Source organism: Streptomyces sp. NPDC046870 (assembly GCF_040704595.1).
Lineage (GTDB): Bacteria > Actinomycetota > Actinomycetes > Streptomycetales > Streptomycetaceae > Streptomyces > Streptomyces argyrophylli.
This window is the reverse complement of record NZ_JBEYXM010000004.1, coordinates 457,805-473,982: the sequence shown is the minus strand read 5'-3', so window position 1 is coordinate 473,982 and position 16,178 is coordinate 457,805. Positions and strand designations below refer to the sequence as shown.

At 73.1% G+C, this 16,178-nt stretch carries 16 protein-coding genes; 5 read left to right on the top strand and 11 right to left on the bottom strand.

The annotated features are described in order from the left end of the window. Positions 1-304: 304 nt before the first annotated feature. The 4 genes from AB0946_RS13325 to mshD form a co-directional block, all read right to left on the bottom strand. Positions 305-1,342 (bottom strand): ABC transporter permease, encoded by a 1,038-nt coding sequence (locus AB0946_RS13325; protein ID WP_366760667.1) that lies wholly within the window; start codon positions 1,340-1,342, stop codon positions 305-307. Then, complete coding sequence (locus AB0946_RS13320; protein WP_366760666.1) at positions 1,339-2,253, bottom strand: ABC transporter ATP-binding protein; 915 nt, start codon at positions 2,251-2,253, stop codon at positions 1,339-1,341. Before AB0946_RS13320 ends, AB0946_RS13325 begins: the two co-directional genes overlap by 4 nt. Further along, positions 2,250-2,636 (bottom strand): GntR family transcriptional regulator, encoded by a 387-nt coding sequence (locus AB0946_RS13315; protein WP_366760665.1) that lies wholly within the window; start codon positions 2,634-2,636, stop codon positions 2,250-2,252. The genes AB0946_RS13320 and AB0946_RS13315 overlap by 4 nt, the downstream gene beginning before the upstream one ends. 91 nt (positions 2,637-2,727) lie before the next feature. Then, positions 2,728-3,654: a mycothiol synthase gene (gene mshD, locus AB0946_RS13310; protein ID WP_366760664.1), complete on the bottom strand. Its 927-nt coding sequence runs from the start codon at positions 3,652-3,654 to the stop codon at positions 2,728-2,730. A 175-nt stretch (positions 3,655-3,829) separates the two neighbouring features. On the opposite strand from mshD, the gene AB0946_RS13305 reads away from it, so the two are divergent. Next, entirely contained in the window at positions 3,830-5,614 is a 1,785-nt protein-coding gene (locus AB0946_RS13305; RefSeq protein WP_366760663.1) for a bifunctional metallophosphatase/5'-nucleotidase, read from the top strand. 96 nt (positions 5,615-5,710) lie between these two features. Here AB0946_RS13305 and AB0946_RS13300 read toward each other — a convergent pair whose 3' ends face one another. From AB0946_RS13300 to AB0946_RS13275, 6 genes are all read right to left on the bottom strand, one after another. After that, positions 5,711-7,162, bottom strand: coding sequence for a HAMP domain-containing sensor histidine kinase (locus AB0946_RS13300; RefSeq protein WP_366760662.1), 1,452 nt, complete (start codon positions 7,160-7,162; stop codon positions 5,711-5,713). Further along, a complete protein-coding gene (locus tag AB0946_RS13295) occupies positions 7,159-7,893 on the bottom strand; it encodes a response regulator transcription factor (RefSeq protein ID WP_366760661.1) in 735 nt (244 codons plus the stop codon). The genes AB0946_RS13300 and AB0946_RS13295 overlap by 4 nt, the downstream gene beginning before the upstream one ends. A gap of 127 nt (positions 7,894-8,020) precedes the next feature. Continuing rightward, positions 8,021-8,245 carry a hypothetical protein gene (locus AB0946_RS13290; RefSeq protein WP_030653636.1) on the bottom strand — a complete coding sequence of 75 codons (225 nt, stop codon included), beginning with the start codon at positions 8,243-8,245 and terminating at the stop codon, positions 8,021-8,023. Between the two features lie 25 nt (positions 8,246-8,270). Further along, the gene (locus AB0946_RS13285) at positions 8,271-9,260 is read right to left on the bottom strand and encodes a trypsin-like peptidase domain-containing protein (protein WP_366760660.1); all 990 of its coding nucleotides are present in this window, start codon (positions 9,258-9,260) and stop codon (positions 8,271-8,273) included. A gap of 131 nt (positions 9,261-9,391) precedes the next feature. Then, complete coding sequence (locus AB0946_RS13280; RefSeq protein WP_171155015.1) at positions 9,392-10,414, bottom strand: LacI family DNA-binding transcriptional regulator; 1,023 nt, start codon at positions 10,412-10,414, stop codon at positions 9,392-9,394. A gap of 107 nt (positions 10,415-10,521) precedes the next feature. Beyond that, positions 10,522-11,301 carry a response regulator transcription factor gene (locus AB0946_RS13275; protein ID WP_366760659.1) on the bottom strand — a complete coding sequence of 260 codons (780 nt, stop codon included), beginning with the start codon at positions 11,299-11,301 and terminating at the stop codon, positions 10,522-10,524. Between the two features lie 180 nt (positions 11,302-11,481). Between AB0946_RS13275 and AB0946_RS13270 the strand changes: the two genes are divergently transcribed. The 4 genes from AB0946_RS13270 to AB0946_RS13255 all read left to right on the top strand — a co-directional run bounded on the left by AB0946_RS13270 (position 11,482) and on the right by AB0946_RS13255 (position 15,198). After that, complete coding sequence (locus tag AB0946_RS13270) at positions 11,482-12,330, top strand: alpha/beta fold hydrolase (RefSeq protein ID WP_366760658.1); 849 nt, start codon at positions 11,482-11,484, stop codon at positions 12,328-12,330. Between the two features lie 66 nt (positions 12,331-12,396). Beyond that, positions 12,397-12,651, top strand: coding sequence for a MoaD/ThiS family protein (locus AB0946_RS13265; protein WP_171155021.1), 255 nt, complete (start codon positions 12,397-12,399; stop codon positions 12,649-12,651). A 3-nt stretch (positions 12,652-12,654) separates the two neighbouring features. Next, a complete protein-coding gene (locus AB0946_RS13260) occupies positions 12,655-13,950 on the top strand; it encodes a hypothetical protein (RefSeq protein WP_366760657.1) in 1,296 nt (431 codons plus the stop codon). A gap of 75 nt (positions 13,951-14,025) precedes the next feature. Next, a complete protein-coding gene (locus tag AB0946_RS13255) occupies positions 14,026-15,198 on the top strand; it encodes a serine hydrolase domain-containing protein (protein ID WP_366760656.1) in 1,173 nt (390 codons plus the stop codon). A gap of 12 nt (positions 15,199-15,210) precedes the next feature. Here AB0946_RS13255 and AB0946_RS13250 read toward each other — a convergent pair whose 3' ends face one another. Then, entirely contained in the window at positions 15,211-16,176 is a 966-nt protein-coding gene (locus AB0946_RS13250) for a folate-binding protein (protein WP_366760655.1), read from the bottom strand. Positions 16,177-16,178: the final 2 nt, after the last annotated feature.

The following is a 16,178-nucleotide window of genomic DNA, read 5'->3' as shown; positions in this document are numbered from 1 at the left end:
GGGTGGTCAAGTGCCGTTCCGTCGTGGCCGGGCCCGGCGGCTCGCCCGCGGCCGGTCTCGGCGGCTTCGCCGTGGCCGGGGCCTGTGGCGCGGGCTGCCGGGGGCGAGGGGGGCATCTGCCGGTTCCGTCTCGGCCGAGTCCGGCGGTTTCGTTCCGGCTGGTCCCGGCCGTTCCCTCGCGGCCGGTGCGAGTGGCTTCCTCGCGGCCGGTCCCGGCGGCTTTCCCGTGGTCGGGACCCGTGGGGCGGGCCGCCGGGGGCGACGGCGGGCATCCACCGGGTCCCTCACGGCCGGCCCCGGCGGCTCAGCCGCGGGCGGCGCCCGTGGTGCGGGCCGGCTTCGGGTGGGTGGGCGTGCCGGTGGTGCGGCGGTGGAGCAGCCAGAAGGCGAGCGTGGTCAGTACGGCGGTGAGGGCGAGGAGGAGGCCCGCCGGGACGAGGTGCAGCGGCCAGTAGTGGGAGGAGGGGTGGTAGTCGACGTAGAAGCCGGCGGCGTGCCGCTGGTCGTTGAAGCGCCGGCACCAGGAACTGGCGTCGGAGACGCAGGTCGAGGCGGGCACGTGGGCACCGGTCGCGGTGACGACGCCCTCCTCGACCTTGATGCCCGAGTACGCCGGCAACCTCCCGCGGCCGGTGACGCCGGTGACGGTCGGCCACAGGTGCGGCAGGCTCATGTGGACGGCGATCCACAGCGCGGCCACGGAGAGCGCGGAGACGCACAGCGCGACCAGCGAGCGGCCGGTCAGCAGCCCGGCGAGGGCGCCGACGACCAGGCCGGTCAGTGCGAGGGCGGCGATCAGCGGGCCGCCCGAGTAGAAGGTGGGGACGTCGTACCAGTGCTTGGCGGTGTCGATCCGGCCGTCGCCCGCGGACCACGCCACGTGGTGCAGCAGCGCCAGCAGACCGGTGCCGCCGGTGACCAGGAGGGCCGGGAGCGCGAGCCGGGCGGTCAGCCAGCGGACCGGTGAGACGCCCTGGGTCCAGGCGAGCCGTACCGTGCCGGCCTCCACCTCGCGGCCGGTCAGCGCCGCGCCCGCCCAGGCGGCGGTGAGGAACGGGACCGCGAGGATGGCGGTGGTCGTGTACTGGTAGACGTCCTTGTAGCGCAGGATCGCGTCCTGGTCGTACCGGCAGGGGAGGTCGCGCGCGCAGGTGGCGTCGTAGTCGTGCCAGGCCGTCGCCGCCGCGTTGGTGAGCGGGCCCCACAGCCACAGCAGCGCGCCGGCGACGCCCACGACCAGGATCGCCCAGGTGTACACGGCGGGCCGGTGCAGGCGCAGCAGCCAGCGGATCTGGCGCGGGGTGGTGGTCACCGGGGCGGGTGCGCTCAGGGTGGCGGTCACGCGGCGTGCTCCTCGTCGGGGTTGGCGGCGGTGTCGGTGTCGTCGGCCGGGGTCAGGGCGGGGGCGCCGGGGTTGCGCAGGTGGGCGAGGACCAGTTCCTCCAGGGACGGCGTCGCGGTGCGCCAGTCGCCGGGGAGGGGGCCGGCCGGGCGGATCAGCGCGGTGAGCTGCCGGCCGGTGACCCGGGACTCGATCACGGTGTGCGCGTCCAGCGGGGTCGTCGCGGCGGCGCCGCTCACCCTCCGGTGGGCGGCGAGCAGGTCGTCGATCTCGCCGGACAGCCGGATCCGGCCGCCGCCGACGAGCAGCAGGTGGTCGCAGGAGTCCTCCAGCTCGGCGACGACGTGCGAGGACATCACGATGGTGGTGCCGCGGGCGGCCTGCGCCATCAGCGTGCCCATCAGCTCGTGCCGGGCCAGGGGGTCGAGGTCCGCCATCGGCTCGTCCAGGAGCAGCAGTTCGGGCCGCTTGCCGACGGCGAGGGCGAGTGCCACCCGGGTGCGCTGGCCGCCGGAGAGGGAGCGGACGCGGGCCGCGGGGTCGAGGTCGCCGCCCGCGACGACCCGCTCGGCGCCGTCCGCGTCCCAGTGCCCGGGGTTGAGGTCGGCGCCCATGCGCAGCGTCTCGGCGATGGTGAGCTGCGGGTACAGCGGCTTGTCCTGGGCGATGAAGCCGACCCGGGGGCGGGCGGCGGCCGGTGTGGTGCCGAGGACGGTCACGCTGCCCTCGGTGGGCGCGGTGAGCCCGGCGGCCAGGGCGAGCAGGGTCGACTTGCCGGCGCCGTTGGGGCCGACGACCGCGCACACGCGCCCTGCGGGCAGCCGGAACGAGCAGTCCCGCAGTGCCCAGCCCCCACGGAGGCCGAACCGTTTCCCCAGAGCCTCCGCCCTCAACGCGGTGTCACTGCTCATGTCGGGTCTCCCTCGAAGTACGTGTCGAGTACGGCGGTGAAGAGTGCGGCCACGTCGTCCCGCTCCAGTCCGGCGGCGCGGGCGCGGCCCGCCCACTGCTCCAGCTCGCCGCGCAGGGGCGAGTCGGCGGGGGTGGTGCCCAGGGACCGCCGGACGAAGGTGCCGAGGCCGCGCCGCGCCTCCACCAGGCCCTCGCGCTCCAGTTCGCGGTAGGCCTTCAGGACGGTGTTGGGGTTGATGGCGGTGGCCTCCACCACCTCGCGTGCGGTGGGCAGCCGGTCGCCCGGCCGCAGCAGGCCCAGCCGGAGCGCCTGTTTGGTCTGCTGGACGATCTGCACGTAGGTGGCCACGCCGCTGTGCCGGTCGATGCGGTACTCGACCATCGGTTCAACCACCCTTTCACTAATTGAGTAGTGAAAGGGTGGTACAAAAGAGGGGCGGTCGTCAAACGACCGCCCCTCACCTGCGCGGATGTCAGGTTTCCGTGCGGTACATCAGGTCCGTCTCGTGGACCGTGAAGCCCAGGCGCTCGTACACCGACACCGCCGCCTTGTTGTCGGCGTCGACGTAGAGCATCGCGGTCGGCAGTTGCTGCGCGGCCAGGTGGCGCAGTCCCACCGTGGTGAGGGCCTTGCCGAGGCCGCCGCCCTGTTCACCGGGCCGGACCCCGAGGACGTACACCTCGCCCAGACCCTCCTCGGCGTGCACCTTCGTCCAGTGGAAGCCGATCAGTTCGCCGCGCCGCTCGGCGAGGAAGAACCCGGCGGGGTCGAACCACGGCTCGGCCTTGCGGTCGTCCAGGTCCCGCTGGGTCAGCGAGCCCTGCTCCGGGTGGTGGGCGAAGGCGGCGGCGTTCACGGCGAGCCAGGCGGCATCGTCCTTGCCGGGCACGAAGGCGCGCACGGTCACGCCTTCCGGCAGTACCGGATCGGGCAGCTCCAGATCGGTCAACGAGCGCCGCATCTGGCGCAGTTCGCGGAACAGGGTCAGGCCGAGCACCTGGGCGAGGTGCCGGGCGGCGGGGTGCCCGCCGTGCGCCCACACCCGCAGCCGCTTGCCGGAGGCGGCGAGCAGGGCCGAGCCGAGCGCCCGGCCGTGGCCGTGTCCGCGGTGGGCGGGATGCACGACCAGTTCGGCGGCCGGCGCCTCCACTGGGTCGGTGTCCTCCAGCTGGGCGTAGCCGACGAGTTCGCCGTCGACGGACAGCAGCAGGTGCGAGACGCCCTCGCGGGCTCCGCCGCGCAGTTGCAGCCGGCCCTGCTCGGACACCGGTTGCTGCCCGTCGGCCCGGGCGGCCTCGCCGAGCAGGCGCAGCACGGCCTCGGCCCGGTCCGGGGTGAGCGCGGAGGAGGTCTCGATGGAGCGGGCGGGGAAGCCCCGTACGGTGTCGTCGCTGCTCATGCGTACGAGGGTACGGGGCGGCCGGGGCGAATTCCCGGCACATCGGCCACGGCGGGAGCACCGGTGAGGACACGGGCGAAGGGAAACCAGGATGTAACCATGAACCCCCTGTCGTGCTACGCGCGTTGACTCTAGGCTGCGCCGAGCCACCACAGCCGACCCACAGGGGGGTCCCATGCCAGCCGCGCCCCGGCGCACCGGACGTCGTACGTACGCCCTTCTCGCGAGCGCGGCCACGCTCGCCACGGCCGCGGCGCTGACCGCCGCGCTCCCGGCGGACGCGCACGAGAGCCACCACCGTCCGGGCCGCTACCAGGACGTCCAGCTGCTCTCCTTCAACGACCTGCACGGCAACCTCGAGCCTCCGTCCGGCTCCTCCGGCCGGGTCACCGAACTCCAGCCGGACGGCACGACGAAGACGGTCGACGCGGGCGGTGTCGAGTACCTCGCGACCCACCTCCGCCAGGCCCGGGCCGGCCACCCGTACTCGGTCACCGCGGCCGGCGGCGACCTGGTCGGCGCCTCCCCGCTGCTGTCGGGCCTCTTCCACGACGAGCCCACCGTCGAGGCGCTGAACAAGCTGGACCTGGACGTCACCTCGGTCGGCAACCACGAGTTCGACGAGGGCGCGAGGGAACTGGCCCGGCTCCAGAACGGCGGCTGCCACCCCACGGACGGCTGCTACACGGACCAGGGCTTCCAGGGTGCCGACTTCCCGTACCTGGCCGCGAACGTCCTGGACGAGAAGACCGGCAAGCCGATCCTGAAGCCGTACTGGGTCTGGAAGAAGAAGGACGTCAGGATCGGCTTCATCGGGGTCACGCTGGAGGGCACCCCCGGCATCGTCTCCGCCGACGGCGTCAAGGGCCTGTCCTTCAAGGACGAGGCCGAGACCATCAACAAGTACGCCAAGGTGCTCCAGCGCCAGGGCGTGCAGTCGATCGTGGCCCTGATCCACGAGGGCGGCTACCCGGCCTCCGGCTCCTACAACTACGACTGCGACTCCCCGGGCGCGGGCAGCGGCATCTCCGGCCCGATCGTGGACATCGCCAAGAACGTGACCCCGGCGGTGGACGCCCTGGTCACCGGTCACACCCACCAGGCGTACGTCTGCACGATCCCGGACCCGTCCGGCCGCCCCCGCATGGTCACCTCGGCGTCCTCCTTCGGCCGCCTCTACACGGACACCACGCTGACGTACGACCGCCGCACCGGTGACATCGCGCGTACGGCCGTGAAGTCCGCGAACCACGTGGTCACCCGGGACGTCCCCAAGGCGCCGGACATGACCGACCTGATCTCGCGCTGGAACACCCTGGCCGCCCCGATCGGCAACCGTCCCATCGGGTACATCTCCGCCGACGTCAACAACAGCGGCACCGAGTCCCCGATGGGCGATCTCATCGCCGACGCCCAGCTCGCCCACGGCCGGGAGCTGGACCCGAGGACCAGCCTGGCGCTGATGAACCCGGGCGGCGTCCGGGCCGGTCTCACCTACGCGGCCAAGGGCTCCGAGGGCGACGGCGTGGTCACCTACGCCGAGGGCTTCACGGTCCAGCCGTTCGCCAACACCGTGAACCTCCAGGACTTCACCGGCGCCCAGCTGGTCCAGGTCCTCAAGGAGCAGGTCAGCGGTGCCAACGCGGCGGCCCCGAAGATCCTCCAGCCGTCCGCCGGGCTCACCTACACCCTGGACCTCACCAAGTCCGGCGCGGACCGTGTGGTCACCGGCTCGATCCGTCTGAACGGCGCCCCGATCGACCCGTCGGCCACCTATCGCGTCGCCACCAACAGCTTCCTCGCGGGCGGCGGCGACGGCTTCCCGACGCTGGCCCAGGGCACGGGTGACCTGGTCGGCGCGGACGATCTGACGGCCCTGGAGAAGTACCTGACGGCGAACTCGTCGGCCACGTCCCCGATCGCACCGCCGAAGACGGACCGGATCACGGTCGTGCAGTAGGGCGGCCCCGGCTCTTGTCCACAGCTGTGGACAAGAGCCGGCGCCTCGGAAAGCCTCCCGCCGGCCGGGGCCGCCGAACGGACTGAGGGCGTCTGGTCAGCCGGTTGTCTCCGGCGGCGGGGTCGGCGCCCCCGGCAGCCGTACCGTCACCACCGTGCCGCCGCCCTGGGCGGGGGCCAGCGAGACCTCGCCGCCCGCCTGCTTGACGGTACGGGCGACGATGGACAGGCCGAGGCCCGAGCCCGGCAGGGCACGGGCGCTCGGGGAGCGCCAGAACCGGTCGAAGACGTGCGGGAGCTCGTCCTCGGCGATGCCGGGACCGTGATCGCGGACCGTCAGCACGCCCCCGCCGAGCCGCACCTCGACCGTGCCGCCCTCGGGGCTGAACTTCACCGCGTTGTCCAGGATGTTGACGATCGCCCGCTCCAGGGCGGAGGGCTCCGCCCGCACGAACCAGGGCTCCAGGTCCGCGGTGATCGACAGCTCGGGGCCGCGCAGCCGGGCCCGGCGCAGCGCCGCCTCGACGATGTCCTGGAGGGCGACCACCTGCACGCGTTCGCTGTGCTGCCCCTCCGAACGGGACAGCTCCTGGAGGTCGCCGATCAGCGCGGCCAGCTCGGTCACCTGCGCCTTGACCGAGGAGAGCAGCGCCTTGTGGTCCTCGGGCGGGAGCGGACGGCCGGTCTCCTCGCTGCGGGTGAGCAGTTCGATGTTCGTCCTGAGCGACGTCAGGGGCGTGCGCAGTTCATGGCCGGCGTCCGCGATCAGCTGCTGCTGGAGGTCGCGGGAGCTGGCCAGCGAGGCGGTCATCGAGTTGAACGACCTCGACAGCCGGGCCACCTCGTCCTCGCTGACGTCCTCCACGGGGATGCGGATGGTCAGGTCCTCCGTGCGGGCCACGTGCTCCACGGCCTCGGTGAGCTTGTCCACGGGGCGCAGCCCGGCCCGCGCGACGGCGAGGCCCGCGGCACCGGCGCCGACGACACCGACGGCGGAGACGAGGAGGAGGACCAGGGCGAGGTCGTTGAGGGTCTTCTGCGTGCTCTTGAGGGGTACGGCGATGAGCACGCCGACGTTGGGCCCGCGCCCGCCGCTCGGGGTGGAGGTGGGGCCGACCGGCTTGGTGAGCACCCGCAGCTCGTTGCCCTCGTCGTCGCTGCCGTTGCGGAAGTACAGGATGCTGGGGTCGAGGTTCCTGATCTCGGTCTTGTCGGCCTGGGTGACCCTGATCGTGCCCGAGGCGGCCCCGAACAGACAGACCTTGCCGTCCTCCGTGACCAGCTGGGAGTACCGGTCGCGCAGCAGGAAGCTGTTGGCCTGCGGAGTGTCCGTGCAGTTGTCCAGGGTGAACTGCAACTGGTCCGTCTGCGTCGTGTTCCGCAGGGACTTCTGCAGGTCCTCGTCGAGCTGGTCGTACAGCTTCCGCTCCACGAGGAACCAGCAGGTCACCGAGACCGCCGCCACCGCGAACGCCACCGCGGCCGCGACCAGCATCGCCAGTCGCGCCCGCAGCGGCAGCGCCCGGTACCGGCGCGCCAGCTGCCTCACTCGGCGCCGCCCTGCCGCAGCACGTAGCCCACCCCGCGCACGGTGTGCACCAGGCGCGGCTCGCCGCCGGCCTCGGTCTTGCGGCGCAGGTACATGACGTAGACGTCGAGCGAGTTGGAGGAGGGCTCGAAGTCGAAGCCCCACACCGCCTTCAGGATCTGCTCACGGGTGAGCACCTGACGCGGATGTGCCATGAACATCTCCAGCAGGGTGAACTCCGTGCGGGTCAGCTCGACCGGCCGGCCGCCGCGCGTGACCTCCCGGGTCGCGAGGTCCATGCGCAGGTCGCCGAAGGTGAGCGCCTCGTCCGCCTGGGCCTCGGCGGACACCGCCGCCGCGTAGGAACTGCGGCGCAGCAGGGCGCGGATGCGGGCGAAGAGTTCGTCCAGCTCGAACGGTTTGACCAGGTAGTCGTCGGCGCCCGCGTCCAGGCCGGTGACCCGGTCGCCGACGGTGTCGCGCGCGGTGAGCATGAGGATCGGGGTGGTGTCCCCCGCACCCCGGATGCGGCGGGCCGCGGTCAGCCCGTCCATGCGCGGCATCTGGATGTCCAGCACGACCAGGTCGGGCCGGCAGGCCGTGGCCTTCTCCAGGGCGTCCGCGCCGTCGACGGCGACCTCGGTTTCGTACCCCTCGAAGGCGAGGCTGCGCTGGAGGGCCTCGCGCACGGCCGGCTCGTCGTCGACGATCAGGATGCGCTGGGGGTCACGGTCGCCTTCGGCGGGACTCATCGCTCGCGTTTCCTCGGGGTGCGGTGGGTGGGCCGGCCGGTGCCGTCCGGCCGGGGGTGGGGGCCTCCCGGCCGTGGCCGGTGTCTCTCAGCGTCCCATGTCCGGGAGCCGGGGACACGCGCTCCGGTCAGACCCGGACCGTGTTCAGGCGGTGCAGCGGGACCTTGCGGCGGTGCGGACGGGCGGCGGAGGTGCGCAGGCCCATCAGCTGGGGGACCGGCGTCACGGGCGCGGCCACCTCGGGGGCCCGGGGCGCCGGGACGGGCACGTGCAGCTCGGACACGATGGACAGGGCCAGGGTGAGACCGGCCGGACCACGCTCGCTGAACCGGTGGGGGACGTGCTTGATCATGACCTGCTCCTTGCACTCGGTGTTGCTAGCTGTCGGAGCCCGCCCGCAGCTTGGCCAGGTCGGACTTCACCGTGTCGATGGGGATGGCGAAGCCGAGGCCGATGCTGCCCGCGTCCGAGGACGAGGACGCCTGCGAGGCGGAGGAGTACATCGCGGAGTTGATGCCTATGACGTGACCGCTCGCGTCGATCAGCGCACCGCCGGAGTTGCCGGGGTTGAGGGACGCGTCGGTCTGGATGGCCTTGTAGGTGGTGGTGGACGAGCCGGTGTCGCCGTTGAACTCACGGCCGCCGAACTGGAAGGGCCACTGCCCCTCGCCGTCCTGGCCCTGTCCCTGGTTCTCGTCGGTGGAGACGGTGACGTCCCGGTTCAGGGCGGAGACGATGCCGCTGGTGACCGTGCCGGTCAGGCCCTCGGGAGAGCCGATCGCGACGACCGTGTCGCCGACCTGGACACCGCCCGAGGCACCGAGCGCCGCCGCCTTGAGACCGGAGGCGCCCTTCAGCTTGATCAGGGCGAGGTCCTTGGAGCTGTCGGTGCCGACGACCTCGGCGGTGTAGCTCCTGCCGTCGCTGGTGCGCACCTTGACCGAGGTGGCGCCGGAGACGACGTGGTTGTTGGTGACGATCTCGCCGTTCGAGGTGATGATCACGCCGGAGCCGGTGGAGGAGCCGTTCTGGAGCGTCGCGTTGATCTCGACCACGCTCGGGCTGACCGCCGCGGCGATGGCGGCCACGTCGCCCTTCTTGCTCGACGGCACCACGGTGGTGGTGCTGCCGGCGGTGGCCACCGTGTCCTTGCCGGCCAGCTCCTGGAAGGCGTACGCCGTACCGCCGCCGACCGCCGCCGCGACGATCGCCACCGCCGCGAGCAGGCCCATCGGTCCGCGGGTGCGCTTCTTCCCGGGCTCGGGGGCCGCCGGCGCCGGCTGGTACGGCGGCGGGGGCGGCCACTCGGGGTCCACAGGAGCGGAGTAGGAGTGCGGCTGCTCGTAAGTGCCCTGGCTCTCGGTCATGACAAAAGAGTCCCCCGCGACCATGAGAGCTTCCTGAGTGCCGCCTGAGAAGCCCGGCAGAACCTCGTTTGCCCGATATAAAGAGGGATACGGGGCCTCTCCTACGGGGCCTCTCCGTGGAGGCCCCGGGATCAGTGACAGCCGCAGCTCGTGCGCAGCACCAGCCGCGAGGGGAACGTCTTCAGCCGCTCGCGCCGGGAACCGGCGATCCGCAGCCCGTCGTCCAGCACCAGGTCGACCGCGGCCCGTGCCATCGCCGAGCGGTCGGAGGCGACCGTGGTCAGCGGCGGGTCGGCGAGCGCGGCCTCCTTGATGTCGTCGAAGCCGGCCACCGCGAGCTGCCCGGGCACGTCGATGCGCAGCTCGCGCGCGGCCCGCAGCAGTCCGATGGCCTGGTCGTCGGTGGAGCAGAAGATCGCGGGCGGCCGGTGGGGGCCGGACAGGACGTCCAGGGCCACCCGGTAGGCGTCGTAGCGGTTGTACGGGGCCTCGAACAGCCGGCCCTCGGTGGACAGGCCCGCCTCGGCCATGGCCCGCTTCCAGCCCTCGACGTGGTCGGAGACCGGGTCGCCGACCGCCGGCGTCTGCGCCGTGCCGCCCATGCAGGCGACGTAGTCGTAGCCGTGCTCCAGCAGGTGGCGCACGGCGAGCTGGGCGCCGCCCAGGTCGTCCGTCACCACGGCCACGTCGTCGATGGCCTCCGGACGCTCGTGCAGCAGCACCACCCGGGCGTCCCAGGCGTCGATCTCGGCGGCGGCCAGGTCGTTCAGGGCGTGCGAGACGAGGATCAGGCCCGACACGCGCATCCCGAGGAAGGCGCGCAGGTAATGGACCTCGCGCTCGCCGATGTAGTCGGTGTTGCCGACCAGGACCATCTTCCCGCGCTCCGAGGCGGCCTGCTCGACCGCGTGCGCCATCTCGCCGAAGAACGGCTGGCGGGCGTCGGGGATGATGAGGCCTATGAGGTCGGTCCGCCGGGAGGCCATCGCCTGGGCGACCCGGTCGGGCCGGTACCCCAGTTCCTTGATCGCGGCGAGGACGCGCTCGCGCGTTGCCGGGGCGACCGGCCGGGGTCCGTTGTTGATGACATAACTGACGACGGCTGTGGAGGTTCCAGCCAGCCGTGCCACGTCATCCCGAGTCACCTTGGCCACGCGCGGAGTCTACGCGGATTGACCCGCCGTGGGCAGGGCGTATCACAGGGCGGCTGTGCGCGGACGGTGCCCGCCCGGGTGCCGCCCACGCGCCCGCCCTCGGCCGGCTACGCCTCCGCGTGGACCTCGGTGCCCTCCAAGACGGCGGTCGCGTCCGCATCCTCCGGCTTTGCCCGGCTCGCCTTGGCCTTGGCCTCCTCGGCGGACCGGTCGGGCTTCTCCGGCGTAACGAATCGATAACCGACGTTCCGGACGGTTCCGATCAGCGATTCGTGCTCCGGGCCGAGCTTGGCCCGCAGCCGCCGTACGTGCACGTCGACCGTGCGGGTGCCGCCGAAGTAGTCGTAGCCCCACACCTCCTGGAGCAGCTGGGCGCGGGTGAAGACGCGGCCCGGGTGCTGGGCGAGGTACTTCAGCAGCTCGAACTCCTTGAAGGTCAGGTCCAGGACCCGCCCCTTGAGCTTGGCGCTGTAGGTCGCCTCGTCCACCGAGAGGTCGCCGTTGCGGATCTCCATCGGCGAGTCGTCGTTGACGATCTGCTGGCGTCCCATGGCGAGCCGCAGCCGCGCCTCGACCTCGGCCGGACCGGCGGTGTCCAGCAGGACGTCGTCGATGCCCCAGTCGGCCGTGACGGCGGCGAGGCCGCCCTCGGTGACGACGAGGAGCAGCGGACAGCCGGGGCCGGTGGACCGCAGCAGCTGGCAGAGGCTGCGCACCTGGGGCAGATCGCGCCGGCCGTCGACGAGGATGACGTCGGCGCCCGGGGTGTCGACGAGGGCGGGGCCCTCCGCCGGGGCGACCCGCACGTTGTGCAGGAGCAGGCCGAGGGCCGGGAGCACCTCCGTCGACGGCTGGAGGGCGTTGGTCAGGAGCAGCAGAGAACTCATACGTCTGGTTCCTCCTCGGTCCCTGCGAGGACAGTGCGGACGGGTACTGCTCTGCGATCCCGAAGGCCCCGTACACCGGCGGTCACCCGAGGTTTCCCGCTTCGTATACAACGCTTCCGAAAGCACAAAAGGACCCGGGGGCTACGCTGCCCGAGTCCTCTGCCCAGCAGAATAGCCCACATGAGCAACCGTCCGGCAGGTCATGGGACACGTTCCACCGTTCGTCCGAATTGCGAGACAGGCAGACAGGGCCCTATCCGGACGTTTCTGCGCACCGCCGACGGAATTCCGATCGATTCCGTATACGATCCGCCGTCCGCCGTATACGACCCCCCTCCGGACGCCTCCCGGCCGGCCTCCCGCGACCTGGTGTTCGTGATCGCGCACGGTTTCACCGGGGACGTGGAACGCCCGCACGTGCGCCGGGTGGCGGCCGTCCTGCGCGGCTACGGCGCCGTCGTCACCTTCTCCTTCCGCGGCCACGGCCGCTCCGGCGGACGGTCCACGGTCGGCGACAAGGAGGTGCTGGATCTCGCCGCCGCCGTGGAGTGGGCCCGGGCCCTCGGGCACGCGCGCGTGGTGACCGTCGGCTTCTCCATGGGCGGCTCGGTGGTCCTGCGGCACGCGGCGCTGCACGGCGGCACGGACGCCGTCGTCTCCGTCAGCGCGCCGGCCCGCTGGTACTACCGGGGCACGGCCCCGATGCGCCGCCTGCACTGGCTGGTCACCCGCCCCGAGGGCCGCCTGGTGGGCCGCTACGGCCTGCGCACGCGCATCCACCACCGGGACTGGGACCCGGTCCCGCTCTCCCCGGTGCAGGCAGTCCCGAGGATCGCCCCGACACCGCTCCTGATCGTCCACGGCGACCGCGACGGCTACTTCCCGCTCGACCACCCCCGGATGCTCGCCGAGGCGGCCGGCGGGCACGGCGACCTCTGGGTCGAGCCGGGCATGGGCCACGCGGAGAACGCGGCGGACGACGCCCTGATGGCCCGGATCGGGGACTGGTCGGTGACGGCGGCGGGCTAGCCTGACCCACACTGTCCTTATCGTTCTCTTGTTTGTTCCTGTCCCTGCCGTCGATTGAGGATTCAGATGCCCAAGGTCACGGTGCGCTACTGGGCCGCCGCCAAGGCCGCGGCCCAGGTCGCCGAGGAGCCGTACGAGGCGGACACGCTGGCCGGCGCGCTGGCCGCCGTGCGCACGCGGCACCCCGGCGAACTCACCCGCGTGCTGCAGCGATGCTCCTTCCTCGTCGACGGCGACCCCGTCGGGACCCGCGCGCATGAGACGGTACGGCTGGCCGAGGGCGGCACGGTCGAGGTGCTCCCGCCGTTCGCAGGAGGGTGAGCGATGACCAACCAGCCGTACCAGGGCGGCCCCTACGAGGGCTACGACCCCTACCAGCAGCAGTGGCCCGCGCAGGAGCCGCACCACGGCCGGCCCGGCCACGACCCGGAGCTCACCCAGCAGTGGCAGGGCCAGACCTGGGAGACGCAGACGCACGCGCCGGTGCAGGCGGCCGAGACGGCGTACCTGCCGCGGCAGGAGCAGCAGCAGGGCGGGCACGAGCAGGCCGGGTACCAGCAGGCGGGGTATCCGCAGCAGGGGTATGCCCAGCCCGGGTACCAGCAGCCCGCTTACCAGGAGCCGCAGTACCAGCAGCCCCAGCCCCAGCAGCAGTACGGGGAGCCGTACGCCGGGCAGCCGTACCCGGGGACGTACGGCGGAGCGCACACAGGGGCGCACACGGGGGCGGGGACGTACGCGCCCGGGCCGAGCCCCGAACCGGCGCCCGCGCCCGCACCGGCCGCCGCGGCGGCGCCCGCGTCCCCGGCCGGCCCGGAGGCCGGGCCCGCCTACGGCCCCGCCACCCTCGCCGGCAACGCGCGGATCACCGACGCCCAGCGGGCCCGCCTGGAGGGCCGTTCCCCGATCATCGAGCCCGGCATGCAGCCGGCGCTGCTCACCGCCGTCCTGGGCCTGCTCCTCGCCGCGGCGGCCCCCGTCGCCTCGTACGCCCTGGCCGTGCCGCTGGTGGTGCTCCAGGCGGTGACGGCCGCGGGCTGGTTCCGGCTGAACGGCATGTGGCCCGCCCGGCAGGGCATCGCGCTGGCCTTCGCGGGCGCGCTGACGTCCGACGTGGCGGTCCTCGCGGCGGGCCGCGACCACGCCCTGGTGGCCATCCTGGGCCCGCTCGGCCTGTGGGTGCTGCTCTCCCTCGTCCTCCAGCTGCGCTCGCACGCCTCGCCGGACGAGCGGATGTACGGCCTGATGGCGACGGTCGCCTCGGCGGCGCTCGCGGTCCTGGCCACCGGGTACCTGGCCGTCGACCCGCACGCGGTCTCGGTCGGCGCCGCGGCCGTCGCGGTGGCGGTCCTGGCCCGCGCCCTGCCCCTGCCGACCCCGGTGTCGGTCGTGGTCGCGCTGCTCGCGGCGGCGGGCGCGGGGATCGCGGTGGGCGGCATGACCGGCTTCGGCACGAAGGGGGCGCTGCTGGGCGCCGCCGCCGGGGCGTGCGCCCTGATCGGCCACCGGGTGGCGAGCTACGACTACCCGTCCCGCTTCGTCCACTTCACGGCCGGCGTGGCCCTGCCCCTGTCGGCGGCGGCACCGGTGGTGTGGGCCCTGGGACGCGCCCTGGGCTGAGGTCGGGGGCGGCCCAGGGTCGCTTCGGGGGCATCCCCGATGTCCCGGCGCGCGGGTGGGAGAAAGATCGTTCCCATGACCTCCCTCTCCCGACGCGCCTTCACCGGCATGGGCGCCGGCGCCGCCCTGACGCTCGCCACCGCGGGTCTCGGCGCCCCCGCGACGGCCGCGCCCGCCCCCACGGCCCCGGACCCCGCCGCTCCCGGTCCCGCACCGCTCGACCCCGCCGCCTTACGCGCCGCGATCAGCGATCTCTCGCATCCGGAGGCGACCGCCTCCCACCTGCTGGTGGAGCGGCGGGGCAGCCGCTGGTACGGCACCGCGGGCACGGCCGACCCGGTGAGCGGCCGGCCCGTCCGGGCGGACGACCGCTTCCGCGCGGGCAGCGTGACGAAGGCCTTCGTCGCCACCGTCGTCCTGCAGCTCTGGGCGGAGGGCCGGGTGGACCTCGACGCCCCGGTCACGCACTGCCTCCCGGGCCTCACCCTGCCCGCCCGCTTCCACCGCGTCGAGGTGGCGCATCTGCTCCAGCACACCAGCGGGCTGCCCGACCACCGGGGCCTGCCGGACCTCGGCACACCGGAGGCGGTCCTGCGGCACCGCTTCGACCACTGGACACCGCGGGCCCTGGTCGCCACGGTGACGCGGGACCGCCTGAAGTTCCGTCCCGGCCAGGCGCAGGAGTACCGGGGCATCAACTACGTGCTCCTCGCCCTCCTGATCGAGGAACTGACCGGGCGCCCCTACGGGGAGGTGATCGCCTCCCGGATCCTGCGGCCCCTGGGACTGACCGGCACACGGACACCGGGCGGCGATCCCCGCCTGCACGGCCCGTCCGTCCACGGCTTCCTGCGCATGACGGACGGGGGCCTGCGCGACGTCACGGTCTACGACCAGTCCGCCGCCTGGGGCGAGGGCGAACTGGTCTCCACCGCCGACGACCTCTTCCGGTTCCAGGAGGCCCTGTTCAGCGGGATGCTCCTGCCCGAGCGGGCGCTGAGGAAGATGGTCACCCTGCCCGCGGTGCCCATGCTGGACGGCACCCCGGCCCGCTACAGCATGGGCTTGCAGGCGGCCACGGTGAACGGCACGGTCTTCTGGGGGAAGACCGGCGAGACCTACGGCTACCGCACCCGTGTGTTCGCCACGTCCGACCTGTCGACCCGCTTCGTGCTGTCCTACACGCCGACCGCGCTGAACGCGGGGGAGGACATGATCGAACGGGTGGCCGGCGTGCTCACCGCCTGAGCCCCGCGGGGGCTACGGCTCGACCACGACCTCCTGGGCCGCCGCCGTCTCCCCGGCCAGGAGCCGCGCGTCGACCGGGACGTTCCGCTTCACCAGGGCCAGCGCGACCGGCCCCAGCTCGTGGTGGCGTACCGACGTCGTCACGACACCGATCCTGCGGCCCTCCGGGCCCTCGTCCGCGACGCGGATCTCCGTGCCCGGCACCGGGAGATGGACGTCGCTGCCGTCCAGGTGCAGGAAGACCAGCCGGCGCGGCGGCTTGCCCAGGTTCTGCACCCGGGCGACGGTCTCCTGCCCCCGGTAGCAGCCCTTCTGGAGGTGCACGGCCGTGCCGATCCAGCCCAGCTCGTGCGGGATGGTGCGGTGGTCGGTCTCGAAGCCCAGCCGGGGGCGGTGCTGTTCGACGCGCAGGGCCTCGTAGGCGAGGAGCCCGGCGGCGGGCCCGTGGGAGGCGGCGAACTCCTCCAGGCCGGCCCGGGGCAGGAAGAGGTCACGGCCGTACGGCGTCTCGCGCACGACGACCCCGTCCGGGACGTCGGCGATGGAACCGGCGGGCAGGTGCACCACGGCGATGTCGCCGGTGCGGTCGGCGACCTGAACCCGGTAGAAGAACTTCATCGACTCCAGGTACGCGATCAGCGCGTCCTGGGTGCCGGGCTCCACATGGGCCCAGACGGTCGTGCCGTCGTCCACCAGGTACAGGGCGTGCTCGATGTGCCCGTGCGCGGAGAGGATCAGGGCCTCGGTGGCCTCTCCCACGGGCAGTTCGCTGACGTGCTGGGTGAGCAGCAGGTGCAGCCAGCTCAGCCGGTCCTCGCCGCTGACGGTGACGACACCGCGGTGCGAGAGGTCGACGAAACCGGTGCCGTCGGCGAGGGCGCGCTGTTCGCGGAACAGGTCGCCGTAGTGGGCGGCGACACCTTCGTCCACACCCTCGGCGGGGACGGCGCCGGGCAGGGACAGCAGGGGGCTCTTCATAC